At 66.7% G+C, this 24,305-nt stretch carries 21 protein-coding genes and 1 tRNA gene; 8 read left to right on the top strand and 14 right to left on the bottom strand.

Annotated features, from left to right (window positions below):
* Nucleotides 1-6: 6 nt before the first annotated feature.
* The 5 genes from AC3A4Z_RS05220 to AC3A4Z_RS05200 all read right to left on the bottom strand — a co-directional run bounded on the left by AC3A4Z_RS05220 (nt 7) and on the right by AC3A4Z_RS05200 (nt 4,916).
* Nucleotides 7-1,227: a pyridoxal phosphate-dependent aminotransferase gene (locus AC3A4Z_RS05220; protein ID WP_498710539.1), complete on the bottom strand. Its 1,221-nt coding sequence runs from the start codon at nt 1,225-1,227 to the stop codon at nt 7-9.
* Between the two features lie 161 nt (nt 1,228-1,388).
* The gene (locus AC3A4Z_RS05215) at nt 1,389-2,351 is read right to left on the bottom strand and encodes an ABC transporter substrate-binding protein (RefSeq protein ID WP_498710537.1); all 963 of its coding nucleotides are present in this window, start codon (nt 2,349-2,351) and stop codon (nt 1,389-1,391) included.
* A complete protein-coding gene (locus AC3A4Z_RS05210) occupies nt 2,348-3,094 on the bottom strand; it encodes an ABC transporter permease (protein WP_498710536.1) in 747 nt (248 codons plus the stop codon). The genes AC3A4Z_RS05215 and AC3A4Z_RS05210 overlap by 4 nt, the downstream gene beginning before the upstream one ends.
* Nucleotides 3,091-3,819, bottom strand: coding sequence for an ABC transporter permease (locus AC3A4Z_RS05205; protein WP_498710535.1), 729 nt, complete (start codon nt 3,817-3,819; stop codon nt 3,091-3,093). The genes AC3A4Z_RS05210 and AC3A4Z_RS05205 overlap by 4 nt, the downstream gene beginning before the upstream one ends.
* Entirely contained in the window at nt 3,819-4,916 is a 1,098-nt protein-coding gene (locus AC3A4Z_RS05200) for an ABC transporter ATP-binding protein (RefSeq protein ID WP_498710534.1), read from the bottom strand. Before AC3A4Z_RS05200 ends, AC3A4Z_RS05205 begins: the two co-directional genes overlap by 1 nt.
* A gap of 249 nt (nt 4,917-5,165) precedes the next feature.
* Here AC3A4Z_RS05200 and AC3A4Z_RS05195 point away from each other — a divergent pair, with 249 nt between their 5' ends.
* Nucleotides 5,166-6,179, top strand: a complete 1,014-nt coding sequence (locus tag AC3A4Z_RS05195) for a pirin family protein (RefSeq protein ID WP_498710533.1) — start codon at nt 5,166-5,168, stop codon at nt 6,177-6,179.
* A gap of 4 nt (nt 6,180-6,183) precedes the next feature.
* Here AC3A4Z_RS05195 and AC3A4Z_RS05190 read toward each other — a convergent pair whose 3' ends face one another.
* The gene (locus tag AC3A4Z_RS05190; protein WP_498710531.1) at nt 6,184-7,131 is read right to left on the bottom strand and encodes an N-acetylglucosamine kinase; all 948 of its coding nucleotides are present in this window, start codon (nt 7,129-7,131) and stop codon (nt 6,184-6,186) included.
* Nucleotides 7,132-7,147: 16 nt separating this feature from the next.
* Complete coding sequence (locus AC3A4Z_RS05185; protein WP_498710528.1) at nt 7,148-8,152, bottom strand: LysR substrate-binding domain-containing protein; 1,005 nt, start codon at nt 8,150-8,152, stop codon at nt 7,148-7,150.
* Between the two features lie 110 nt (nt 8,153-8,262).
* Here AC3A4Z_RS05185 and AC3A4Z_RS05180 point away from each other — a divergent pair, with 110 nt between their 5' ends.
* Nucleotides 8,263-9,519, top strand: a complete 1,257-nt coding sequence (locus AC3A4Z_RS05180; RefSeq protein ID WP_498710526.1) for an MFS transporter — start codon at nt 8,263-8,265, stop codon at nt 9,517-9,519.
* A 52-nt stretch (nt 9,520-9,571) separates the two neighbouring features.
* Nucleotides 9,572-10,075 carry an Lrp/AsnC ligand binding domain-containing protein gene (locus tag AC3A4Z_RS05175; protein WP_493969912.1) on the top strand — a complete coding sequence of 168 codons (504 nt, stop codon included), beginning with the start codon at nt 9,572-9,574 and terminating at the stop codon, nt 10,073-10,075.
* 58 nt (nt 10,076-10,133) lie between these two features.
* Here the strand turns inward: AC3A4Z_RS05175 and AC3A4Z_RS05170 are convergent, their stop codons facing one another.
* Nucleotides 10,134-11,378, bottom strand: coding sequence for an MFS transporter (locus tag AC3A4Z_RS05170; protein WP_498710524.1), 1,245 nt, complete (start codon nt 11,376-11,378; stop codon nt 10,134-10,136).
* 168 nt (nt 11,379-11,546) lie between these two features.
* On the opposite strand from AC3A4Z_RS05170, the gene AC3A4Z_RS05165 reads away from it, so the two are divergent.
* Nucleotides 11,547-12,080: an Lrp/AsnC family transcriptional regulator gene (locus AC3A4Z_RS05165; RefSeq protein WP_498710781.1), complete on the top strand. Its 534-nt coding sequence runs from the start codon at nt 11,547-11,549 to the stop codon at nt 12,078-12,080.
* Nucleotides 12,081-12,090: 10 nt separating this feature from the next.
* Nucleotides 12,091-13,086 (top strand): magnesium/cobalt transporter CorA, encoded by a 996-nt coding sequence (corA, locus tag AC3A4Z_RS05160; protein WP_498710522.1) that lies wholly within the window; start codon nt 12,091-12,093, stop codon nt 13,084-13,086.
* Nucleotides 13,087-13,174: 88 nt separating this feature from the next.
* Here corA and AC3A4Z_RS05155 read toward each other — a convergent pair whose 3' ends face one another.
* From AC3A4Z_RS05155 to galU, 5 genes are all read right to left on the bottom strand, one after another.
* Complete coding sequence (locus tag AC3A4Z_RS05155) at nt 13,175-14,740, bottom strand: polysaccharide deacetylase family protein (RefSeq protein WP_498710521.1); 1,566 nt, start codon at nt 14,738-14,740, stop codon at nt 13,175-13,177.
* 516 nt (nt 14,741-15,256) lie between these two features.
* Nucleotides 15,257-15,329, bottom strand: a tRNA-Ala gene (locus AC3A4Z_RS05150).
* Between the two features lie 120 nt (nt 15,330-15,449).
* On the bottom strand, nt 15,450-16,367 hold the full coding sequence (locus AC3A4Z_RS05145) for a hypothetical protein (protein ID WP_498710520.1): 918 nt from the start codon (nt 16,365-16,367) through the stop codon (nt 15,450-15,452).
* A gap of 81 nt (nt 16,368-16,448) precedes the next feature.
* Nucleotides 16,449-17,069 carry a GNAT family N-acetyltransferase gene (locus tag AC3A4Z_RS05140; RefSeq protein ID WP_498710519.1) on the bottom strand — a complete coding sequence of 207 codons (621 nt, stop codon included), beginning with the start codon at nt 17,067-17,069 and terminating at the stop codon, nt 16,449-16,451.
* 5 nt (nt 17,070-17,074) lie between these two features.
* Nucleotides 17,075-17,980: a UTP--glucose-1-phosphate uridylyltransferase GalU gene (galU, locus tag AC3A4Z_RS05135; RefSeq protein WP_498710517.1), complete on the bottom strand. Its 906-nt coding sequence runs from the start codon at nt 17,978-17,980 to the stop codon at nt 17,075-17,077.
* A 105-nt stretch (nt 17,981-18,085) separates the two neighbouring features.
* Between galU and AC3A4Z_RS05130 the strand changes: the two genes are divergently transcribed.
* The 3 genes from AC3A4Z_RS05130 (at nt 18,086) to cpaB (ending at nt 19,930) form a co-directional block, all read left to right on the top strand.
* Entirely contained in the window at nt 18,086-18,703 is a 618-nt protein-coding gene (locus AC3A4Z_RS05130; protein WP_498710515.1) for a 5-formyltetrahydrofolate cyclo-ligase, read from the top strand.
* 123 nt (nt 18,704-18,826) lie between these two features.
* Nucleotides 18,827-19,105, top strand: a complete 279-nt coding sequence (locus AC3A4Z_RS05125) for an FmdB family zinc ribbon protein (RefSeq protein ID WP_498710513.1) — start codon at nt 18,827-18,829, stop codon at nt 19,103-19,105.
* Between the two features lie 99 nt (nt 19,106-19,204).
* The gene (cpaB, locus tag AC3A4Z_RS05120; RefSeq protein ID WP_498710511.1) at nt 19,205-19,930 is read left to right on the top strand and encodes a Flp pilus assembly protein CpaB; all 726 of its coding nucleotides are present in this window, start codon (nt 19,205-19,207) and stop codon (nt 19,928-19,930) included.
* 83 nt (nt 19,931-20,013) lie between these two features.
* Here the strand turns inward: cpaB and AC3A4Z_RS05115 are convergent, their stop codons facing one another.
* Entirely contained in the window at nt 20,014-24,195 is a 4,182-nt protein-coding gene (locus AC3A4Z_RS05115; RefSeq protein WP_498710508.1) for an AAA family ATPase, read from the bottom strand.
* Nucleotides 24,196-24,305: the final 110 nt, after the last annotated feature.

Below are 24,305 nucleotides of genomic sequence, written 5' to 3'. Positions count from 1 at the left end.
CACAGGCTAGTTCCCCTGGTACCTGCTTAGGAAGTCCCCCATCCGTCCCACTGCCTCTTCAATGTCCTTGACGTTGGGCAGCGTGACCATGCGGAAGTGGTCCGGACGCACCCAGTTGAAGGCGCGGCCGTGTGACACCAGGATCTTCTGTTCCCGAAGGAGGTCAAGGACAAACTTTTCGTCGTCCCTGATGTGGTAGACGTCCGGGTCCAGCCGGGGGAAGAGGTACAACGCTCCCCTGGCCTGCTGCGTGCTGACGCCCGGGATGGCGTTGAGCATGTCGTACGCCTTGTTGCGCTGCTCCAGCAACCGGCCGCCCGGCAGGATCAGGTCGTTGATGCTCTGGTAGCCGCCCAGCGCCGTCTGGATGGCGTGCTGGGCCGGGACATTGGCGCACAGGCGCATGTTGGCCAGCAGGCTGATGCCCTCGAGGTAGTCGGCCGCGTCCTTCTTGGGTCCGGAAATAGCCATCCAGCCCGCGCGGTAACCGCACACGCGGTACGCCTTGGACAGGCCGCTGAAGGTGAGGCACAGGACGTGGTCGCCGGTGAGCCCGGCCATGTTCACGTGGACAGCGTCTTCGTAGAGGATCTTTTCGTAGATCTCGTCGGCGAAGATCACCAGCCCGTGCTTCTCGGCAAGGGCCACGATCTTCCGCAGCGTCTCTTCCGGATAAACAGCGCCCGTGGGATTGTTCGGGTTGATGACCACGATCCCCTTGGTGCGCGGAGTGATCTTGGCTTCCATGTCCTCAAGGTCAGGCTGCCAGCCGGATTCCTCGTCGCAGAGATAGTGCACGGGCTTACCGCTGGCAAGCGCCACCGATGCGGTCCACAGCGGGTAGTCCGGGGTGGGAATGAGGACCTCGTCGCCGTCGTCGAGCAGGGCCATCAGGGACATGGTGATGAGTTCGCTGACGCCGTTGCCCAGGTAGATATCGTCCACGTGGATGTTCTGGATGCCGCGGGTCTGGTAGTACTGCGAGACGGCGGTGCGCGCGGAGAAGATGCCCCGTGAGTCGCTGTAGCCCTGGGCGTGCGGGAGGTGGCGGATCATGTCCACCAGGATGGCGTCCGGCGCCTCGAAGCCGAAGGGAGCGGGGTTGCCGATGTTCAGCTTGAGGATCCTATGGCCCTCGGCCTCCATCTGCTGGGCGGCCTGGAGAATCGGTCCACGGATGTCGTAAAGGACGTTGTGAAGCTTCGTGGACTGCTTGAATTCTGCCATTCATCAAATATGCCACAGTAAGGATGTACTTCCGGTGAGACCTCAGCCACACACGCCGGTGCCGCTTCGGGGCCGCGGATCTTCCCGGAAAGCAGTACGACGGCGGCTGCCGGACTTCGCAAGGCCGGCAGCCGCCGTCGTACTGGCACTGCGGGGTATTCCTACTTAACGATGCCCTTGTCCTTGAGCCAGGCCTCGGCCGCTTCCTTGGCGCCCTGTTTCTGGCTGCCGCTGACGGCCCGGTTGAGGTTGATCAGGTCATCGGTGGTGAGGATCCTGGACACCGAATTAAGGGCTTCCTTCGCCTTGTCCGTCATCTTGGCCTCGTTGTAGAGCGGGATGACCTGCTGGGCGATGAAGTTGTTCTTCGGGTCCTCCAGCACCACGAGGTCGTTGTCGGCGATGGAGGGAGTGGTGGTGTAGATATCCGCCACCTGCACCTGGTCCTCGAGCAGGGCCTTGAGCGTCACAGGACCGCCACCGTCGCTGAAGGGTTCGAGCTTCTTGGGCTCGCAGTTGTAGTTCTTTTTCAGGCCCGGCAGGCCGTAGGCGCGCTCGGCGAAGGTTGCCGGTGCGCCCACCACGATCTCGCTGCAGACCTTTGCCAGGTCCTCGATGGACTTCAGCTGGTACTTTTCCGCCGTGGCCTTGGTGACCACCATGGCGTCCTTGTCTTCGGCCTTGGCTGCGTCGAGTACGGCAAGGCCGTCGGGCAGCTTGTCCGGCAGGGCTTTGGCGATCTCGTCCGCCGCGATCTCGGTGGCTTCCTTGTCCACGTGCAGCAGCAGGTTGCCGGTGTAGTCCGGTACCACGTCCACCGAACCGTCCTGGACCGCCTTGAAGTACACCTCGCGCGAGCCGATGTTCGGCTTGGTGGTTGCGGTGACGCCCGCGGCGTTCAGCGCCCCGGCGTACAGTTCGGCGATGATCTGGCTTTCCGGGAAGTCGGCTGACCCGACCACCAGGGAGGTGGCTCCCCCGGATGCGGTGCCGCTGGTGGCGGGGGCGTTGCTCAGTGGATCGGACGATCCACCGCAGGCGGAGAGCACCACGGCAAGGCCCAGTCCAGCGGCCAGCCCGCCGAACGTGCGCCTGCCAAGGCCTTGGGGTCGGCTTTCTTTCATGATTTACCTCCTTGTGCCACAGCCTCCGCCGGGACGGGGTCTGTGCGATCGACCGCGGCCTGCTGGCCGCGGAGGGACTGCTTTGAGGGCCCTGGGGTCAGGAACATCCTCTGGACAACGGACAGGACAAGGTCGACGGCGATGGCCAGCACCGCGATGAGCAGCGAGCCTCCCAGCATCTGCGGGAAGTCGCTGAGGACGAGCCCGTCGAAGAGGTAGCGGCCCAGTCCGCCCAGGTTGATGTAGGCCACCACGGAGACGGTGGCAATCACCTGCAGCACGCCGGTGCGGAACCCGCCGAACATCACCGTCAGCGCATTGGGCAGTTCGGCCCGGAACAGGACCTGCAGCTCGGTCATTCCCACCGCGCGGGCGGCATCCACCACGTTGCGGTCCACGCTCGAGATCCCGGCGTAGGTGCCTGCCAGCAGGGGCGGCACGGTGAGGATCACCAGGGCCCAGACGGGCGGCATCAGCCCGATTCCGGCCAGCAGGACAAACAGCGTGAGCAGGCCAAGCGTGGGCAGGGCCCTCAAGGCACCGGCAATGGCCACCACTGCCACCCTGCCCCTGCCGGTGTGCCCCACGTACAGCCCCACCGGAATGGCGATGGCGGAAGCGATCAGCATCACCAGCCCCGTGTACTGGAGATGTTCGGCCAGCCGTGCGGGAATGCCGGCGCTGCCGGACCAGTGTGCGGGTTCGGCCAGCCAGGCGAAGGTGTCCGTGAAAACATTGCTCACGCGTTTCCGCCTCCGGTCTTTGGCTCGGCCAGCCGCAGGGCCGCGTCAGCTGCGTCTGCTGTGGTGTCGATACCCTGCGTACTACCCCGCCGGCCAGCCCGTTCCCACGGGGTAAGGATCCGCTCGAGCAGGACCAGGATGGCGTCCATTACCAGGGCAAGGACCAGGATGGCCACGATGCCCACCACCACTTCGGTCACAAAGTCCCGCTGCAAGCCGTCGGTGAAGAGCATGCCCAGGTTGCCCACACCCAGCAGTGCGGCCACGCTGACCAACGAGATGTTGCTGACCGATACCACCCGCAGCCCGGCGAACATCACGGGCAGGGACAGCGGCAGGTCCACCTGCAGGAACCGGACCAGTGGTTTGTAGCCCATGGCGACGGCGGCCTGGCTGACGTCCTTGTCCACCGAGTCGAAGGCGTCCAGGGCTGCGCGGACAAGAAGGGCCACCGCATAGACGGTCAGGGCCACCACCACATTGAGCGGATCCAGGATCCGGGTGCCGAGGATGGTGGGCAGGATGATAAAGAGGGCCAGCGAGGGAATGGTGTAGAGCAGCGAGGAGGCCGTGAGCACCACGGAGCGAAGCACCTGGTGGCGGCGGGCCAGCTGGGCCAGCGGGATGGAGATCACCAGCCCCAGGATCATGGGCACCAGTGCGAGTACCAGATGCTGGCCGGCCCGTTCCAGCACCATGCCGCTGTTTGCCAGGAACCAGTCCATCAGAGCGCAGCCTGCCGGACCTGGCGCGCCTCTTCGATGAGGGCGAGGACTTCACCGCCCCTGACGACGCCGAGCACCCGGCCGTCGGCGTCCACGGCAACGCCCAGGCCCGACGGCGAGGACAGGGCCGCGTCCAGTGCGCGGCGAAGGCTCTCCCCCGGCCGGAACAGTGATCCGCCGGGAATGATGCCGGTGCCGTTGCCGGGCCCGGTCCAACCCAGCGGCCGTCCTGCCTCATCCACCACCAGCTGCCAGCCGGCGCCCGGTTCGGACTCGAAGGAACCGCCGGCGGCCCGGACCAGTGTTGGCACCTGGTGGACGGTCACGCCGTCGGACGGTGTGAATCCCAGGTGGCGGAAGCCCCGGTCCCGCCCCACGAAGGAAGCCACAAAGTCGTTCGCCGGCGCCCGCAGGATCTCCTCCGCCGTGGCGTACTGTGCCAGTTTTCCGCCGGTGGCAAAGACGGCCACCTTGTCGCCCAGGACTGTGGCCTCATCGATGTCATGCGTGACAAAAACGATGGTCTTGGCCAGGTCCTTCTGCAGCCGCAGGAGCTCTTGCTGAAGTTCGTCGCGGACCACGGGGTCCACCGCACTGAACGGTTCATCCATCAGCAGAACCGGCGGATCAGCGGCCAGGGCCCGCGCCACGCCCACACGCTGCTGCTGGCCGCCGGAGAGCTGCGAGGGGTAGCGCTTGCCCAGGGCGCTGGCGAGGCCAACGACGTCGAGCAGTTCCTGCGCGCGTTTGCGTGCTTCGGACTTCGGGACTCCGTTGAGCCTGGGCACGGTGGCGATGTTGTCCAGCACCGAGCGGTGCGGCAGGAGGCCGGAGGACTGCATCACGTAGCCCATCGAGCGGCGCAGTTCGGGCGCCGGCACGGACGTGACGTCCTTGCCGTCCACGGTGATGACACCCGAGGTGGGTTCCACCATCCGGTTGATCATGCGCAGTGAGGTGGTTTTTCCGCAGCCGGAGGGCCCCACAAACACCGTGATGGACCCCTGGCTGATGGACATGGTGAGCCGGTCCACGGCCGGCTGCCCGCCCTGGTACTGCTTGGTGACGCTCTGAAACTCGATCATGGCCTGGTCCATGGCGCGGGCTTACCTGTTCTGTTGGACGGCTTCGAAAAGCAACGCAAATTTGTCACAGCACGCTGATAGTTACGGTAGCCCAAACCGGACCGGGCAACACCTGCAGCACACCCCATTTCCGGCAAAGGAATCCCTACTGTAATCATTCGGTGCCGACGCGGGGCTGGATGGGGCCGACATTGGATCACGCGATATTTATGCTGCCCGGCCGCCGTACCGCAGGATGCCAACCCGGCCTAAAGTGGGGAAGTGACCAACTTGGAAGTATCCCCGCAGCAGGAAGTCTGTCCGCCCGCGAGCCCGGAGGGGAATTCCGGCCCCTGCCTGCAGTTGTGGCCGGAACGCGAAGTGCCACTGGGCGGTGTGCGGGCCATGAACGTGCAGCGGACGCTGCCGCAGCGCGGACTGCCCACTATCGGGGCGTGGTGTTTCCTGGACAGCTTCGGTCCGGACCGCACGGCCATGTCAGTGCTTCCGCATCCGCATATCGGGCTCCAGACCGTGACCTGGCCGTTGGCCGGCACCATCCGCCACCGGGACAGCGTGGGAAGCGACGTGGTGGTCCGTCCCGGTGAACTGAACATCATGACGGCCGGGCACGGGGTGTCCCATTCCGAGTTCGCCGTGCTTCCGCCCGACGGCAGCCTGCCGCTGCAACGAGGGCTTCAGTTGTGGGTGGCCCTGCCGGATGGGCAACGGCACCGGCAGCCCGGTTTCGAGCAGCACCGAGACCTGCCCAGGCTGGCCGGCGACGGCTTTACCGCCACCGTGATGGTGGGGGAACTGGGCGGGGTGGTCTCGCCGGCAACGATGTACACGCCCATCGTGGGCGCGGACATCTCCTGCGGGGGCAGTGCAGTGCTCCCGCTGAATGAGCACTTTGAGCATGGCATCCTGGTGCTCGACGGCGGCCTGGCGGTGGACGGGCAGGACATCCCGCCGGGACCGCTGGGCTACCTGGGCATCGGCCGCCGGGAACTGGGGGTTGAGGCATTGCCGGGCACGCGGTTCCTCCTGATCGGCGGCGAGCCCCTCCAGGAGGAACTGCTGATGTGGTGGAACTTCGTGGGCCGCACGCACGAGGAAGTGGAGCAGGCCCGAAACGAGTGGGAAGCCCAGGCCGCCATGTCCAACGGCAAGGCCGCGGCGGCACGCTACGGGCTGGTCCCCGGGCACGGTCCTGACGCCGGTGCTGAGGCCGGCCGGATTCCGGCTCCGCCGTTGCCTGCCGTACGCCTCACTCCGCGAAAGCGGGCCGTGTAGGTCTTCAGGCCTGTTCAGCCAACAGCTGCAGCACGCCGAAGACCGGTTCCCGGTCCAGGACCCGGACGTCAGTCGCCCCGGCTTCCTCCAAATTCCGGCGGAAAGCATCCTGCAGGGGTGACACGTTCATGCCCAGCCCGCCGCCCAGGATCACCGGGCCGGGGATGCCCAGCTGCCGGAGCACCTGCAGGGCCAGCGCGGCGAGGTCCTTGCCTGCCTGTTCCAACAGTTCCTGGCTTTCTGCATGGCCCGCCGCTGCCGCTTCCACCACATGCCGGGCCTGCTGCGCCCAGAAGCGGCGGCCGGTCTGCGGGGAATGGAACAGCGCGATCAGCAGGTTCGGGTGGTCCACTTTGCAGGACTGCAGCAGGGCGGCGCTGAGCCGGTCAACCGGAAGTCCCTGGTTCATCCGCCGCAGGCTGTGCCGCACCGCTTCGCGCCCCAGCCAGTAGCCGCTGCCTTCGTCCCCCAGAAGATAACCCCAGCCGCCTGCACGGGCCTCGCTGCCGTCGGCAGTCCTGCCCCAGGCCGCTGAACCGGTACCGGCAATCACGGCCACGCCGGTGGTGGCATGGCCGGCAGCAAGCAGCAGCCGGGAATCGTGCACCACCGTGATCTGCGCGCCTGGCACATGAGGTTCAATCAGCGCAGCGAGGGCCGCCGCGTCCTCCTCCGTATCGATGCCGCCGGAGCCGGCGTAGACGTGGGACACCCCTGCGCCGCCGATCCGCGCAAACAGGCTGGCGAGGTTGCGCGCTGCCTCATCGCGGGTGACGTTCTGCACGTTCGAACTGCCCGCCGATTCATCCGCCACCGGGATTCCGTCCTCGAACCGGATGCCGTGCGTCTTGGTCCCGCCGATGTCCAGCCCGATGACCACGCCGGCAGGTGCATCCAGGGGCGGTGTCAGCGGGTCGGCGGGCAGGGCGGCGGGCTTCTCGGTGTTCGTCACGTCACAAGATTACTGGTCACGGGCGCCGTGCAGAGTCCGGCGCGGGCAGCCGGGACCGGCGTCGTACCAGCCCGGCCAGGAGTTCCGGCCCCTCGGCAACGACCATTTCGCGGAACAGCCGGACTGCATGGGGTTCCAGGCCGGGGTTGCGCTGCCGCCAGCTGAGGCCCACCTCGCGGAAGGCCAGGGCTGAATCAAGGGGCACCTCTACCCAGCCCAGGTCGCCTGTGTCCGCGCTGAGGTTCCGCCCGGGCGCGTCGTCACCTGGCGGCAGGATGCTGACCCCGAGTCCGGCCGAGACGAGTCCCCTGACCGTATGCGTGTCCTGGCTTTCGAAAGCGATCCGGGGCCGGTAACCCGCTTCCCGGAACAGCGCATTGGTGAGTGAGCGCATCCCGTAGCCGGGACCGAGCGCCACGAACTGTTCGGAACGGATATCGGCCACCGAGGCCAGCTTGCGGCCGGCGAGCGCGTGCGTGTGATGCACCACCAGGCGCAGGGGCTCCCGGTACAGCAGCGCGGACAACAGGTTCCGTCCCTCGGCGGCCACCGGCGCTGTCAGTGCCAGGTCGGATTCACCGGCGGCAAGCTGGGCCAGGCAGGTGTCGCGGGCTCCCTGGGTCAGTGTGAAGACTGCCCCGGGGTGACGGCTGCGGAAGGCGCTGATAAGCAGTGGAAGGGTGGACTCACCAAACGTGTGCTGGAAGGACACCGGGATCCTGCCGCGGACCACATCCGATTCGCTCCGGACCAGGTCCAGCCCGGCCTGGAACTCTGTCAGAGCCCGCTCGATGTAGGGCAAGAGGGAGCGGGCAGCGCGAGTGAGGCGCACTCCCCTGCCGTCCTTGACCAGGAGTTCCGTCCCGACGACGGCGCTGGCACGGGACAGTGCCCTGCTCACCGTGGACTGGGGTACTCCCAGGAGTTCAGCCGTTTCGGTCACGTGCTGTGTCCGCCCCAGCTCGGACAGCAGCGGCAGGAGCGGAAGAAGCTGCACCAGCTGCTTATGGTCAGGCTCCATGGGGCCTCCTGGCTCTGGTCCGGCGCCGGACGGACTGTTCCGTATTTGCTATGAGTATCACACAAAAGATGCATTGGAGGCTTCAGTCCAGCCGGCGCTACGCTTGCCGGATGCAGCGCAGTACCCCCTTCCCCGGCCCCCGGGCCTCCGACGCCGGCTGGCACGGGCACGCGAAGGGGTCCCGGGCGTACGGCCGGATTATCCTCGGCCTCGCCTTCGCCGGGGTGGCGACATTCGCCCAGCTGTATTCCACCCAGGCGGTCCTGCCCATCCTTGCCTCGGACCTGCAGGTCAGCGCAGCCGAGGCCGCGCTCACGATCTCGCTGGCCACCGTCGGGTTGGCCGTCACCGTGATCCCCTGGTCCTTCCTTGCGGACAGGATAGGACGGGTCAAGGCCATGGCCTGGGGCATCTCGGTGGCCACCGTTCTGGGCCTGCTGGTTCCCCTGTCCACCAGCTTTCCCCTGCTCCTGGGCCTGCGGCTCCTCGAAGGCATGGCCCTGGGCGGCATTCCGGCCATCGCCATCGCCTACCTGAACGAGGAGGTCACCAAGGCGCACGCCGCAGTCGCCGCCGGAAGCTACGTTGCCGGCACCACGCTGGGCGGCCTCGCCGGGCGGCTGGTGGCCGGCCCTGCGGGCGAACTGTGGGGATGGCGCGCCGCTGCCCTGGCCGTCTCCATCCTCGCGACCCTCGCCGCCGTCGCCTTCCTGGTGCTTGTTCCCCGTGCCCGCGGTTTTACGGCCGCCAAGGCTCCGGGACTGCGCGGCGCCGCCCGCACCCTCGGCGGACATGTCCGGAATATCCGCCTGCTCGCCCTGTACATCCAGGCTTTCCTGATGATGGGCGGCTTTGTGGCCGTCTACAACTACCTGGGGTTCCGGCTGACCGGCGAACCCTTCGGGCTGCCGGCCACCGTCATCAGCCTCATGTTCCTGGCCTATCTATCAGGAACCATCACGTCCCGCTGGGCCGCAGGGCTGACCATGCGCTTCGGGCGCCGGAATGTGCTGCTCGCCGGGCTTGCCCTCTCGACGGCGGGCCTCGCCCTCACGCTCACCCCGTCGCTGGCGCTGATCCTTGCGGGGCTGGTGGTTTTCACCGGCGGCTTCTTCGCGGCGCACAGCATCGGTGCCGGATGGACGGGCGCCATTGCCAGCACCGGGCGGGCCCAGGCCGCCTCACTCTACAACCTTGCCTACTACCTGGGGTCAAGCATCATCGGCTGGGCCGGCGGCCTGCTCTTCCAGTCCTGCGGCTGGAACGCCCTGGCGGCCGCCGTCATGGCCCTTGCCTGCCTCACCGCGGTGACTGTCGCCGTCGTCCATCCCCGGGAAGGCACCCCGCGCAAGGACACCGGAGCCTGAACGCCGCCGCGGGGCGTCTAGGATAAACGCAGGAACACTGTGAGGAGCCGCCGTGAGCACGAATGCCAGGAACGTCAGGCCGGGAGTGCACCTGGAGCCCCTGGATGCCATTGACGAGCGCCTGTTGGCGGCCCTGGTGGCGGACGCAAGGATCTCCAACAAGCAGCTCGCGGAACTGGTGGGCATAGCGCCCTCCACTGCCCTGATGCGGACCCGGGCCCTCTCGGAGCGGGGCATCGTGCAGGGCTATGAAGCGAAGCTCAACCTGTCCTCCATCGGCCGGTCCGTCCAGGCCCTGGTGGCCGTGCGCCTCCGGGCCCACGACCGGGACCAGATTGACCGTTTCACTTCCAGGGTTCCGCACCTGCCGGCGGTGCTGTCCACGTTCCATACCTCAGGCTCGGTGGACTACCTGCTGCACATCGCCGTCGCCACCACCGAGGACCTGCGCGACTGGGTCCTGGACAATCTCGCCACCGACCCCGTGGTGGGCCATACGGAAACCACGCTGGTCTTCGAACATATCCAGGGCAACCACGGGCCCCTGCCGGAATAGAACGGTTAGTTCCCGCTGCCCGCTGACAGGCTTGGTCTTTGTTTCGCAGCGCGACGTTTTACAGGGCGCGGTTTCGCAGTGCCTGGCGCAGCGTGAGCGCGGCCATGGTGAACGCCGCTGAGCCGCACAGCACCACAAAGCCCGCAACGGACTGCTCCAGGCCGAAGACACCCGAGGCCCAGCCGAGCCCCAGCACCGGGACGGCGCTGCCCAGGTAGGTGATGACGTACAGCGAACTGATGGTCTGGGCCTGCCGGGCGGGCTCCACACGGCCGGCCACATCGTTGAAAACGGTGCGGAATGCCAGTCCTTGTCCCACGCCTGCGGCAAGGCTTGCGGCCACCAGAAGCAGGGCGTTGTTCCATGCCCCTGCCGCGCCGAGCAGCAGTACAGAAGCGCCCAGGACGGCCAGTCCGCCCGGCACCACAAAGCGGCCGCGGACTGTCACCAGCTGCGTCAGCGCCGAAGCCGCCAGCGTCAGGCAGGCCAGGAGCCCGATCAGCGGGCGGCTGTCGGCTGAAAGGATCCGGGCGAAGTAGCCGGGAGCCAGGGAGAGGCAGAAGCCGAAGACGGCAAAGCTGAGGAAGCCGACGCCGGAGGCGACCCAGAAGGCACCCCTTGCCTCCCGTGTCACGGACGGACGGCGCGGTGCCAGCAGCTGCAGCGGCCTGGGTCCTGCCGGCGGCTGGATGGCCGGACGGGCCTGAAGCAGGTAGAGCGGGACCAGGAGCACGGCGAGGACTGCGGAATGGATGTAGTACGGGGCCGAGGTGGGTCCCGGAAGAAGCGACAGCAGCCCGCCGATAACCGGGCCCGCGGCCACTCCCCCGGCGGAGGCCAGCAGGGTGAAGCGCGAGGCCCATTCCGGGCGTGACGGAAGAAGCTCACGCAGGGCCGCGGCGCTGGCGCCGGTGGCGAGGGCAACGGCAGCGCCTTGGAGCGCGCGGGCGGCGCACAGCGCGGCCAGGGTGTGCGCTTCGGCGAACAGCCACCCGCCCGCGAGGCCGGCGACAACAGCCAGGATGAGGGCAGCCCTGCGGCCGATGTGGTCCGACCAGTGGCCGGCCAGCATGAGCACGGCCACCAATGCCAGGACGTAGCTGGTGAACGCGGCCGCAACATCGAGCGGGGAAAGGCCCAGCTGCACCTGCAGCAGCGGATACAGGGGCGTGGCCAGGTTGGCGCCCACCAGGAGCGTAAAAATGACCGCGCCGGCCAGCACCAGGCGTGCCGTCGTGGACGCGTTCCACCCTGTGGTGGTGGCTGGAGCCGGACGCATGCGGAGTTCGCTGAAGACCGTCATTGTGCCGCCTTTGCTGCTGCCGCGGCGGGTGGTCCTTGTGGGAGCCCGGCGCGGATGGATAGTGGATAGCTCCAGCGTGGAGCAAAGCTGCTCTATTGATCGGCGATGACTGTCACAATTGAGCAGGATTATCAAAATATGCTGGCGCGAGTGACGGAGAGTGATCATTTGAACAACCTGGACCCCACTGACCTGAGAATCCTCCTGGAGCTCATCCGGGACCCGAGGATCCAGATCGGCGAGCTGAGTGATTCCCTTGGGGTTGCCCGGAACACTGCCCAGTCGCGCGTCCGGCGCCTGCTCCGGGCAGGGGTGCTGCGGTCCGGGGGCCGGGAGGTGGACCTCGAGGCTGTGGGGTACGACGTGGTGGCCTTTGTGACCATCGAAGTGTCCCACCGCGAGCTGGACGGGGTGGTGGCCGCCCTGCGGTTGATTCCCCAGGTCCTGGAGGTGCACGAAATCTCGGGGCGGGGAGACGTGTGGTGCCGGGTGGTGGCCACAGACACCCACAACCTTCAGGCAGCCCTGCGGCAGGTGCTGAGGATCAAGGGCGTCATCCGGACGGAAACCGTGCTGGCTCTGCACACGCATATCCCCTACCGGACGGAACCGTTGATCAGCGGCCTGGCCAAGGCGTCCACGGCCGGCCACCACGTTCCCGCCAGGTCCCCGCGCGCCGGCGCTGACCGGGCGGACAGCTAGGATTTCGGGCATGACCATCATCGACAACGCCGTTTACGTCAACGGCGTCCGGCACGCCGAACCTGACAGCCTGGAACAGACCTTCGAGACGCTCGCGCACCACGGTGGAATGGCATGGATCGGCCTCTACCGGCCCACGGCCGAAGAGATGACAGCGGTTGCTACGGAATTTGGGTTGCATGCGCTGGCGGTGGAGGACGCCATTTCCGCCCATCAGCGTCCCAAACTCGAGCGCTACGAGAACGCCCTCTTTACGGTGCTTCGGCCGGCGCGGTACCTGGACGGCACCGAAACCGTCGAGTTTGGCGAACTGCATATCTTCACGGGCAAGAATTTCGTGGTTACGGTCCGGCACGCGGAGACGGCGGGGGTGGCGCGGGTACGGGAGCGGCTTGAAAGCAGGCCGGACCTGTTGCGGCACGGCCCCGAGGCCGTCCTGTATGCCTTGCTGGACCGGGTGGTGGACGACTACGGGCCGGTGGTGGCGGGGCTTGAGAACGACATTGATGAAATCGAAGACCAGCTGTTCAGCGGGGACAGCGCGGTGTCGCGGCGGATCTATGAACTGGCGCGTGAGGTGATCCAGTTCCAGCGCGCCATCCACCCGTTGCCGGACATGATGCACCAGCTCAAGCGGGGGTTCGAAAAATACGACGTGGAGACCGAACTGCGTCACAGCCTGCGCGACGTGGAGGACCATGTGGAACGGGTCATTTCACGGGCCGACTCTTTCCGGGACCTCTTGCAGAACGCCCTGACCCTGGACGGCACCCTCACCGCGAACCGGCAGAACGAGGCCAGCGCCGAACAGAACGAGCAGGTGAAGAAGATTTCGTCCTGGGCCGCCATCTTCTTTGCGCCGTCGTTTGTGGCCGGCGTGTACGGCATGAACTTTGACCACATGCCCGAGCTCCACTGGGACCTGGGCTACCCCATGGCGATCGTTCTGATGGCAGCCACGGCCGCGGCAATGTACGCCATTTTCAAGAAAAAGGGCTGGTTATAACGGAATACCCCACCTCCGGACGGGCGTTAGTCCGTGGGAGGCGGGGTATTCCAAGGTTGCCTTACAAGTTTGTCAGGTCAGGCTGTTTTCATTTATAGGTGACCACTGCACCCCCGGAAGCGGTCCAGTTGATGCGGCCGCCTTCGTAGTTCTGGGCCACGCCGGCACCGGAGACGTACTCACCTGAGGTCGGATAACCCAGGCGTCCCCTCTCGTAATCGGTTGCTGCCCACGCCTGCCGGATCGCCCCGAAGGAGTAATGCGCGCCGCTCGCCGGAGACCAGATAATGGCGCCCCCTTGATACATCTGGTAGACACCGCCCCTCACGAGTCCGCCGATTTCATTGGTAGTGGGATACCCAAGGCCGCCCCGCTCATAGCCGGTTCCCGCCCACACCTGCCGGATCGCTCCGAAGGAGTAATGCGCGCCGCTGGCCGGAGACCAGATAATGGCACCACCTTCATACATCTGGTAAACACCGCCCCTCACGAGTCCGCCGATTTCGTCCGTGGTGGGATACCCAAGGCCGCCCCGCTCATAGCCGGTTCCCGCCCACACCTGCCGGATGGCACCTACGGAGTAATGCGCGCCGCTGGCCGGAGACCAGATAATGGCACCCCCTTGGTAGGACTGGTACAGACCGCCCCTGACAAGTCCGCCGATGTGATCGGTGGTCGGGTACCCGAGGAGTCCCCGCTCGTAATCCGTCCTGGCCCAGGCCTGGCGGATGGGCTGCACGGAATAGTGGGCGCCGGTGGCGGGAGACCAAATGACGGCACCGCCTGTGTAGTTCCGGTAGCAGCCCCCGCTGAGCAGGCCGCAGACGATATCGCCCGTGGGAGTCCCCACGAGTGTGGGGTTGGCTGCCGCTACCGCGTTGATGGCAGCCGTGGCGCCAGCAGGGTTGGGGTCCGTCGGCGGCGGAGGGGTAGACCCACTAAGCGCCTGCCTGACAGTGACCAGGGGCAGGCCGCTGTTCTTGACCGCCGCCATGTGGGCGTCGAATACGGCTGTGTCTGTGTGGTAAACGTCGCCGTCGCCCCCAAGATTCGCTCCCACCTCGTGGTATACCAAGACAAGCCAGGTGTTGGAGTTTTTGGCGGTATTTATCCAGCCCTGCACATCGAGTGCAGTAGTGGTTTCAACAACGTTCTGCACCAGGATATTGTCAGTGTCCGGGGCGCTCGGGGAGTTGTACCCCTCGTCGGTGTTGCGCTGGGAGGCGTAGTACTTTTTAACTGCCGCCGTAGTGGTCGGGTTGTACGCACCGAAGGGGCTGGCGAAGTCCATTGCGGCGGTGGGGCCGAACATCTCCTTGAGTGTGGCCTGACTCTGCGCCAGCTCGCTGTCGAGCTGAGCAGGGGTGAGGGTGGTCAGGTCAAGGTGGCTGATGGTGTGGGACGCAATTTGATCGCCCCGGCTTGCAAAGGCCCGGATCTGGTCCTGGGTCATGTACGCCGGGGTGGCATCGATAGCCTGGGTATGGATGTACATCGTGGCCGGTATCCCATACTTATTCAGGATGGGCAGTGCATTGGTGTGCTGGCTGGCCCACCCGTCGTCAAGGGTCACGCTGATCATGGGGCCGTCGGCGGCATTAGCTGCCGGAACAGCGGCAAGCGCAGCACCGCCGAGTACCAACGTGAAGGCCACCGGAACCGCCGCCAGACGTTTGATTGGTACCGGTTCAATGCCGTTGCCGCGCCTTCCCCGGAACGGCGGTCCCTGGAAGGGTCCGGAAGCACCAGGCCTACGCCAGGAAGCGGCCCCCATAACTTTAAGTCTGCTCAAAATATTCATCTGCTCGTCGCCCCTGTCATCGTCGTTCAGTGCAGCGGACGGCGGCGCCCTTCCCCGCATGGGCACTAGTTCCCCCGGCGATATTCAGGCTCGATGGTCCGCGCTTGTACGGTAGGCCCCGCCCGAGCCGGCCGGAAACAGTAGCCGGTACTTGTCTTATCGCTTTGCCGCTACTTGCCGGCGGATACTTACTCAGGTGGGAACCGGTTCCGGGCATGGAAGAATGCGCTTCAGCGGGACTTATGCGCTTTTTGGAGACGCACGCTCGGCGTGGAAGGGGCAATGTGCCAGGCAGCTTTTTGACGTGAGTTACGGACCAGGCAGGCTCTTTGACGTGCGTCACGGAACGGCGCAGAGCCATTGTTTTTGTGGAGCTAAGGGGATTCGAACCCCTGACCTCTTCGATGCGAACGAAGCGCTCTACCAACTGAGCTATAACCCCGGGACGAGCCGCCCTGCAGCTGCTGTGCGGCGCCGGTGACCTTAGGCTACAAATTTTCCGCGCCCAATGCCAACTGGCACGCAAAAGGCGGCCGGAATACCCGGCCGCCTTCACAAAGCGTCAGGCGCGGCGGCGCTGCAGGACGTCGTCGAGATTGCTGAGCGCGCTCTGCGCCTTGGTGAGCTGCTGGGTCTCGGCGGCCGGTGCGGCGGGGACACCGGCGGCACCCTGCTTGAGGGACGGCTTGCCCGTTGCCTTGGGCGCCTCGGGCAGCTCAAGGGGTTCGGGTGCCGGACGTTCGGCTTTGGCCGCCTCAACATAGACCGGCTTGGGGACCTCCACGGGATCCCAGGTGGTGCTCGGCGCAGCCTGCATGGCACTGGTGTCGCCCGCGGCCACTGCCACGGCGAGCGCCGCCTCACGAAGCTCCACGGCCGTGAGGGGCTTGACCTTGGGCCTGCCTGCCTCCGCATCAAAAAGGGGGCTCTCGGGGCGCACCGGGGCAGCCTGGGGCTTCGGCGGGATCTGGGCCGGTGCGGGCCTGGTTGCGGGCGCGTCCATGGCGGAGCGGAAAGCGGCGTTGACCTTGGCCTTCCGGTCGCGGACAGCGAGCCTGCGGAGCAGGACTACGGAGGCCACGCTCAGACCGGCGCAGGCCAGCGGAAGCGCAGGACTCCCCAGCCCGAAGGCCAGCAGCACCGCAGAGACGAACGCGGTAAGCAGGGAAAGCAGTCCTGCCAGGGCAATCGCCGTGCGGCCGTACCGGATCTTGAAATGGCCCGTTGTGGCTGTGCTGCCTGCTGCCGTAGCGGATCCGGTGCTCTTCCTGGTGTCCATGGCTTTCTCCTGCTGGGCGGCTACCTTCAAGACCAGCCCCGCTCGCGGGTCCGGCACATCCTCGGCGGGTGTGTCTGCCAGGAAGTCGCCGGCGGTCTGGAACTGGTGCCGGCGGTTCCGGAGGACGTAGGGGGCAACCCATACAATCCAGAGCACAACGGCAACCACAAGGATCACTGAGCTGCTAAGGGGGAAGTCCACACACAAAACCGTATGAGCAACTCGACGGCTGCAGCCGCATTAGCCACGGTGTGTCGTGGCGCGGCTGGCAAATGATTGGATTTATGACGCCCGGGAACCCAGCCAGCGGTTAAGCAACCCCTCCGGAACCTCTTCGGAGGTCAGCGCAAACGAGCGGTGGTCAGCCCATTGTCCGTTGATGTGCAGGTAGCGGGGCCGGTAGCCCTCGTCCCGGAACCCAAGCTTCTCCACCACCCGAAGGCTGGGCCCGTTCTCAGGCCGGATGTTGATCTCCATCCGGTGCAGGCCAAGGTTCCTGAAGCAGTGATCGGTTACCAGTGCCACGGCAGTGGGGGCGATCCCGTGCCCCGCCCGCGTCTGGTCCACCCAGTACCCCAGCGTGGCCATCATGGCTGACCCCCAGACGATCGACGAAACCGTCAGCTGGCCTACGATCACGGGATTCCGTACTGCCGGGATCCTCTCGGTGATCACAAAAGGAAGCGCGGTGGCCTGGGCGGCCTGGGCGTTGAGGGAACGGACCATCTGACGGTAGTCGGGCAGTCCCCCGGCGGGGTCCGGGTTTGAGGCCTCCCAAGGGGCCAGCCATTCGCTGTTCCGGGCCCGCACTTCCGTCCACTCTTTTTTGTCCCGGTACCTGATGGGCCGCAGGACCAGATCGCCGCACTCCAGGGTGACGGGCCAGATGGGGCCGGCGCGCACTTGGGCTACTTGGAGAGGCCGGCGGTGAACCCCGGCAGCCATTCCCGGAGGCCGGGGCCAAGGTCCTCGCTGTCAATGGCCAGCTGGACACAGGCCTTCAGGTAGCTCAACTTGTCGCCGGTGTCGTAGCGGCGTCCCCGGAAGACCACACCGTAGACGCCACCGCCCTCGCCCTCTTCGGATGCGAGTTCCTGCAGGGCGTCGGTGAGCTGGATTTCGCCGCCGCGGCCCGGACCGGTCCGTTCCAGGACATCGAAAACGGCCGGGTGGAGCACGTACCGGCCGATGATGGCCAGGTTGGATGGAGCTTCCCCTGCCGCCGGCTTTTCCACCAGCCGGTTGATGCGGACGTAGCCCTCGCCGTCGATTTCCTCGATGTCGGCACAGCCATAGGCACTGATCTGCGACGGCTCCACTTCAATGAGGGCGACGACGGAGCCCCCGGTTTTGGCCTGCACGTCGATCATGGTGCTGAGCAGTTCGTCGCGGGCATCAATGAGGTCGTCCCCGAGGAGGACGGCGAAGGCTTCGTTGCCGACGTGCTGCCTGGCGCGCAGGACCGCGTGGCCCAGCCCGTTCGGGTCGCCCTGGCGGACGTAGTGGATGTCGCCGAGGTTGCTGGCCGCCTGGACGGATGCGAGTTTTTCCGCGTCCCCTTTGTCCTCGAGGGTGGACTCCAGTGACGGAACACGGTCGAAGTGGTCCTCCAGGGCGCGCTTGTTCCGGCCGGTGATCATCAGGACGTCATTGAGGCCCACGTGCACGGCTTCCTCCACCACATACTGGATGGCAGGTTTGTCCACGACGGGAAGCATTTCCTTGGGCATGGCCTTGGTGGCAGGCAGGAACCTTGTGCCGAGTCCGGCAGCGGGTATGACGGCTTTGCGAACTCTCGGGTTACTGGTAATCACCCGACTAATCTAACGTCAGCGTCAAGCAATCAGTAATTATTGAAGGGTTGCCGGCCGCACGGCCGGCATCGAAGCCGCCGCAGGGCGAGTGATGGAGGAGCAGACGTGCTGGAGGACGCCAAGGCTGTCAAGGACAAAATCCGCAGGGCGCACCGCCAACGGCGCGCCGCACTCACTCCGCAGCAGCTTGAGGCGGCAGGGGCTGCCCTGGCACGTCACGGCGCAGCCTGGGCCCACACACTGACCGCCGGGGCCCCGGCAACGGTGTGCGTGTACTTCGGCGTGGGCGTGGAACCTCCCACCCTCCCGCTGATCAAGGCACTCCACAACAACGGTCACCGCGTCCTGCTGCCGGTCTGCGAGCCGGGGCGGGAACTGGCATGGGTCTTTTGGGACCCTGAGGCAGGCTTCGAGCGGAGCCGGTTCGCTCCTATCCTCGAGCCGGCGGGTGAGCGGCACGGGCCGGACGTGGCCGGAACGGCTGCCGCTCTTTTTATCCCCGCCACAGCAGTGGATGTGAGGGGCAACAGGGTCGGCCAGGGCGGCGGCTACTACGACAAGTTCCTGGGCCACCTGGCCACGGCAGGGAAGAATATCCCGCTGGCCGCGGTTATCTACGACGAGGAATTGCTCCCCGCGGGGCAGATTCCCGAGGAGGACTTCGACCGTCCCGTTCCGGCCATCCTGGCCCCGTCAGGGTTCCGGGCCCTGGCGGACGCGTAAGTCCACCTCACCAGGTCCTGCGGGGATGATAGAATTAGCACTCAGGCCCTGCGACTGCTAACGGACGGACCCTCCGGCCGGGCAGCACGGGACCTCTCGTTTTGCCCAAGAGGAGGAGCACCAGTGCCAACGTATGCGTACGCCTGCAAGGATTGCGGCCATGCCTTCGACATCGTCCAGTCGTTTTCGGACAGCACTTTGACCTCGTGCCCCGAATGCCAGGGGACACTGCGCAAGAAGTTCAACAGCGTGGGTGTCGTCTTCAAGGGATCAGGCTTCTACCGCACCGATTCCCGCGACGCCAAGGGGAGCACGGTCTCGGCCACCACACCGGCCGCGTCTTCGACGCCGGCTCCGGCTGCTGCACCTGCCGCGTCCGCCCCGGCTGCCGCAGCCAGCTAAAGCCGCTCCGCAGTACCGCCCGACGCCGGCCGGCCGGCTTGTCCACATAGGGCGCCTTGCGCCTGTTGCGGGCATTCCGGCCGGCTTTAGCGTTGGAGCATGCCTTTAAACCTCCACCGTACCGGCAGGGTCGCGTCCCGCTATCCGCGCAGCACCCGCAGTCCCCGCGGCTCCGGCCGCCGGCCTGCCGCTCTCCGCCTTTCGGGCTGGCTCAGCCGGAACCGACGGCTGGCCATCGCCCTGCTGTTGTGCGTGGCGGCGGCAATCAGCGTGCATCAGCTCACTCCGGCACCGGTTCATACCGTCACGGGGCTTGCTGCCGCAAGGGACCTCGCCGCGGGCTCTGCGCTTGCGCCCGCAGACCTCGCGCGCGTGCAGGTTCCGCCGGACATGATGGCTGCCGGTTTCCTGGAGCAGGAAAGTGAATTGGCAGGCAAGCAGCTGGCGGCTCCGCTGCGCAAGGGCCAGCTGCTCACGGACGCCCAGCTTCTCGGTCCAGGGCTGCTGGCCGGAACACCCCCGGGTTCAGCCGCAGTGCCGCTTCGGATGGCGGACCCGTCATCCATCCAGCTCGTCTCCCCCGGGCAGCTTGTGAATGTGGTGCTGACGGCGGCGAACGGCTTTGACCAGCAGGCGCCGTCCGAGGTGCTGGCAACAGCAGTACCTGTACTGTGGACCGCCGCCAAGGGCGGCCAGAGCGGCCAATGGCTGGGCACTGCCGAGACGGACGGCCTCATTGTGGTGGCCGCAAGTGCGGAGCAGGCTGCGCGGCTGGCCGGAGCCTCAACGCAGGGAAAACTCTTTTTCGTGCTGGTGGGCCCGTAAACCGGGCGCCACTCTCCCGCCGGGGGCGCAGGGAAGTGGTTAGACGGTCCTGCTACGGAAGCCCGGCCAGGTGGCCCCTGCTCTCAGCCCCAGTGCGGCGGCTTCTGTTCCTTCAGCCAGGCGTCGTGGTCATCGTCCGCGTCGCCCCAGCGCCGGGGGTCGTCTTCGGCCGCCTTGGTGGGCAGGATGCCGGCGGTGCCGGCCTGGTCCCCGTCCTTCACCCGGCTGCGCAACCGGTCCTGGTCCTGGCCTTCTTCTTCAGCTGCAGGCCCGGCCGGGGCGGACGGCTCCTGCAAAGAGTCCTCGTTCTTGTCTTCGGTGGCCACGCGGACCCCCTCCTTGCTGTCCTGGTAATGTCCCTGCAGGTGGCCCTGGTCCACGCCGGATGTGTACCGGTCCGGGCTGTTGCTGCGCCGGGACCGCTGTTCGCCGGCATGGATGCCGTTGAGCGCCTGGTCCACGTCATCGTCCAGGAACCCGGTTGAGGTATCTGCCCGGCCCGGAAGGACAACCCGCTCCAGGCCGAGGTATCCGGCAATACGGTCCGCACAGGCGGACGGATCGGTGAACACCTCGATGGTCCAGAGCGGCATGTAGCGCCAGCCCAGCCGCTCCAACAGCTGCGGCCGCAGCCGGCTCCGTTCACGCACGCTCATGGTGCGGTACTGTTCGGTGCCGTCTGATTCGATGGCCACGGGCCACGGGAGGTCTGCGTCCTCCTGGCCCATGGTTCCCAGCGGATCGGCGGCAGCCACCACATCGATTGCGCCGTCGTACTGGTGCCATACCCGCGCACCGCGTGCCCGCAGCCTGTCTCCGAGGTCGGCCACCAATGGATCCGCGCCCAGGGCCTGCTCGCTGGCGGCAGCGCGCGATGCGGGAGTGCCGAGGTCGGTGTTGCCGGAGATCTCACGGTCCAGCAGCGAGTACAGGTCCACCGCGCCGTGCGTCAGCCGGGTGTGGTCCAGGTCCTCGGGCCGGAAGCACGTCAGCACGTGCATGGACCGGCGGGCACGGGTCATGGCGAGGGCGAACTTCTCCCGGCCGCCTTCTGCGGAGAGCGGACCGAAGTTGTGCAGCGCCCGCCCGTGCGGGGTGCGGCCGAAGCCCGGGGAGAAAATGACGTGGTCGCGCACCAGGCCCTGGGCGCGTTCCAGGTCCACCACCCGGAAGGACTCAGGACCGGCGCCGAAGAATCCCGCGAGCCCCGGATGGTTGGGCAACTGCAGCCGGATGGATTCGCCGATCCTGGCGGCATGGCGCAAGCTGGCGGTGACCACTGCCAGCGACGTCCGGGGGCGGGTCCGTGCGTGTTCAAAGACAAGCTGGACCACGCGGTTGACCTCGGCCACCACAGACTCCACGCCTTCATGGTCCGCGCTGGGAAGTCCGGTGCCATCGGGCAGGTACTCCACCAGGAGCGCCCGGTCCAGGCCGGTGGCGGACTGGCCCTCGGGCAGCCGGCGGAGCCCGCCGTCGTAAAAGTTCTTGCTGAGCTGCAGGACCAGGTCCTCGTCCACCGCGCGGTACACGAAGTTGAGCCGCCACACGGGAAGCACTGCGGACAGTGCCTTGAAGGCGCTCTCCACCCGCTGGTGGGCGGTCTCCCCCGCGGCCAGCCGCTCCACGCCCACGGTAAAAGTCCGCGGGCTGGCGATCATGGCGTCACCGAAGGCAATCACCTGGCGGGCCCGGGCTATGGACGGGAGTACGGCCTGGAGCGAGGTTGCCTCGGAATCAAGGATGACCACCGCATCAAAATGCTGCTCGGCGGGCAGGAGGCCGGTCATCAGGTAGGGGCTGACGGACCAGACGGGGACCAGGGTGCCGATCAAGTCCGGTGCCTGCGCCGTCAGTGCCGGCAGTGACACCCTGCCGTCCTTGAGCAGGCTCCGCAGCAGGTCCGCCTGGCGGGGGTGGGCGGCGATGGCGGACCGCCACCGTTCGGCCAGGTCCCAGCGGAGGCGGGCGGCGCCGCTGGCAATGTGGGCGTTGTCTGCCAACCGATATTCGGCTTCGAGCTGCCGCAGGGCGTCGCCGTCGGACATGGCCAGGTAGTCGTCGCCGCTGATCATGGCTTCGAGCGCCGACTGCCACCAGGCGAGGTCGAGCTCTGCAGCCACCGAATGGGCCGGCACTTCCCGCTCCGCGAGGTCGGCCAGGAGCTCGCCGAGCCCGTGCTCGCGCATGTTCTCGATCAGGAGGGTACGCTCCGGCAGGGTTTTGAGCGTATCGGTGTCCGCCACCAGCCGCTCCAGCCGCTCCATGAGTTCCTCGTACCGGGAACTGGACAATTCACCGCCGGCCGCGGTGTGCCGGAGCGCTTCGCCCAACTGGGCCAACTCACTGTCCAGGGCGCGGTACAGGGCGCTTATTTCGGCGAGCCCGGAGGGGACAGCAGGGTGCCGTTGCGTGGTGGCGTAGCCTGCCCACAGCGCGCGCTGCTCCTGCACCAGGACCAGGGAACTGTGGAGATCGGCAATGTGCACGCCCGGGCGGACGTATTCCTTGGCAACCCTGCGCAGGCGGGAACGCTGCATGGAGGTCATTTCGATGCCCCGCTCGCGGCGCCAAACTGACGGCGCGGTAGCGGAGATCAGGTCGGTGACGGGCCGGTCGAAGATGTCCGGGGTGAACTTGTCCAGGCTTCCGCGCACAGCCATCAGGAGCTCGAGCTGTTCGCCCCATTCGGCAAAGGATTCCCCGAGCCGGATTTCGGCGTGCTCGGCCACCGCGTTCATCCGTTCACGCAGCGCGGGCAGGCTCTTTTCAACGGACCGCACCAGGTCCTGCGCCTCTTCCGTTTCCTTGCGGGTGAGGAGCCGCGCGCCGTGCCAGGGGCTGGTGGTGGACGCCTTGCTGAAGCTTCCCAGCTCAGCCGCCCGGCGGAGCCTTTCGGCCAGCTCGTCGCGGTCCCGGATGTTGTCCAGCACGCTTCGCTTCAGCCGTACCGTGGTGGCGGGCGCCGGGTGGATCGATGTGAGCTCGGCCAGTGACTGCATGGCCTGGTAGGGCGAGCAGCCCCAGCGCTGGCGGACGTTGTGCAGTGACGCCACGTGGTCCATCAGGGCGTGCCGGTGCTCTGTCAGCGTGGTGTGCAGGTTCCCCAGCTGGGGCTCCAGGGATTTCTCGTTCCGGACGATCGCCCGGACCAGCTGTCCCTTGAGCTGCTGCGGGGTAACGTTCCCGGACAGCTGGAACAGGATGGATTCCAGGCCCAGGGTTTCCAGCTGGCCGGAGACCTCGTTGAGGCTGGCCCGCCGGTCGCCTACCACCAGGACGGTCTTTCCGGCGTCCACCAGGGCGCCGATGGTGTTGATGGCGGTCTGGGTCTGGCCCGTCCCGGGAGGGCTGCTGACCACCAGGGAATCGCCGGCACGGGCGGCGTCGATCACGTACTGCTGGTCCACGTCGGCATCAAGCAGGAGCATTTCGTCCTGCGGGTGCCGGCTGTCCAGCGGCGGGAACCGCGACGGATCCGGCTCCTCAACGTCCACCACCTCGCCGCCCGCCGCAGTGGCAAGGGCGGACACGATAGGGCTGGAATCGTTGATCCACGGATCGTCCAGGTTCCCGGAGAGGTCCGCGAACGTGGAGACGAGCAGGTTGTGCTGGGCCTCGGCCCCGTGGATGGGCCTGATCAGAGTGGCCAGCCGGTCCAGGACGGGCTGCGGATCGAACCGGGCGGTGCTGTACGCAAGCCGGGTGACGGCGTTGACGTCGAAGACGATGCCGTGGATGGTCTTCAGGTGCCGGACCAGCGCGGGGTTGATGTGCGCCTGCTCCGTGAGCTGCAGTTCGTAGTCGTCCTCGCCGGGACGCACGGTCAGGGAAATCGCGGTGAGCATCACCGGCGCGGAAATGCGCTGTGGTTTGCCGCCCACAGCGGACGTCCAGACCACAGTGCCTGCCGAGAGGTACCCGGCGTCGATGCCGCGGTCGTTGGCGAGCTCAAAGATCTTGGACCGGATGTTCCGGGAGGCGCGGGCCGCCACCACGTACTGCTGACGGTCGCGGATGAGGGTGGAGAGCCTGGTGCGGCGCCCCGCCATCAGCTGCGCCAGCCCCGACGGGTGCGCGTGGGTCAGGTCGATGGAACCTTCGGGCGTCTTGGTGAAGCGCAGCATCGTGTCCGCCCCGGTGACGGGTTTAAGCCCGGACAGCCATTTACGGAGCTCCTCGGAGCCTTCCGGGTGGCCTTGACCAACTGACACTTCTGCCTTCTTTTCTGCGCTTGCACGTGACGACCTGGACCAAACCGGCATAGATTCGAGAGTAGCCGCTCCGGCGCCGGACTGAGAGACCGCAACACTGGGGCAGGCTAAATTGCCAAGGATTTCGGGGAAGAAACAGCAGTGGCCGGCCTCTTCACCAG

The organism is Arthrobacter sp. Soil_C_49 (assembly GCF_057656635.1).
This window is presented reverse-complemented; position numbering and strand designations above follow the sequence as displayed.

Bases quoted from the DNA above. Each gene is read 5' to 3' on its own strand.
- AC3A4Z_RS05185 (WP_498710528.1), bottom strand. From the start codon at position 8,152: ATGGAGCCTGACCATAAGCAGCTGGTGCAGCTTCTTCCGCTCCTGCCG.
- AC3A4Z_RS05205 (WP_498710535.1), bottom strand. From the start codon at position 3,819: ATGGACTGGTTCCTGGCAAACAGCGGCATGGTGCTGGAACGGGCCGGC.
- AC3A4Z_RS05115 (WP_498710508.1), bottom strand. From the start codon at position 24,195: ATGCCGGTTTGGTCCAGGTCGTCACGTGCAAGCGCAGAAAAGAAGGCA.
- cpaB (WP_498710511.1), top strand. From the start codon at position 19,205: ATGCCTTTAAACCTCCACCGTACCGGCAGGGTCGCGTCCCGCTATCCG.
- AC3A4Z_RS05215 (WP_498710537.1), bottom strand. From the start codon at position 2,351: ATGAAAGAAAGCCGACCCCAAGGCCTTGGCAGGCGCACGTTCGGCGGG.
- AC3A4Z_RS05200 (WP_498710534.1), bottom strand. From the start codon at position 4,916: ATGGACCAGGCCATGATCGAGTTTCAGAGCGTCACCAAGCAGTACCAG.
- AC3A4Z_RS05180 (WP_498710526.1), top strand. From the start codon at position 8,263: ATGCAGCGCAGTACCCCCTTCCCCGGCCCCCGGGCCTCCGACGCCGGC.
- AC3A4Z_RS05220 (WP_498710539.1), bottom strand. From the start codon at position 1,227: ATGGCAGAATTCAAGCAGTCCACGAAGCTTCACAACGTCCTTTACGAC.
- corA (WP_498710522.1), top strand. From the start codon at position 12,091: ATGACCATCATCGACAACGCCGTTTACGTCAACGGCGTCCGGCACGCC.
- AC3A4Z_RS05170 (WP_498710524.1), bottom strand. From the start codon at position 11,378: ATGACGGTCTTCAGCGAACTCCGCATGCGTCCGGCTCCAGCCACCACC.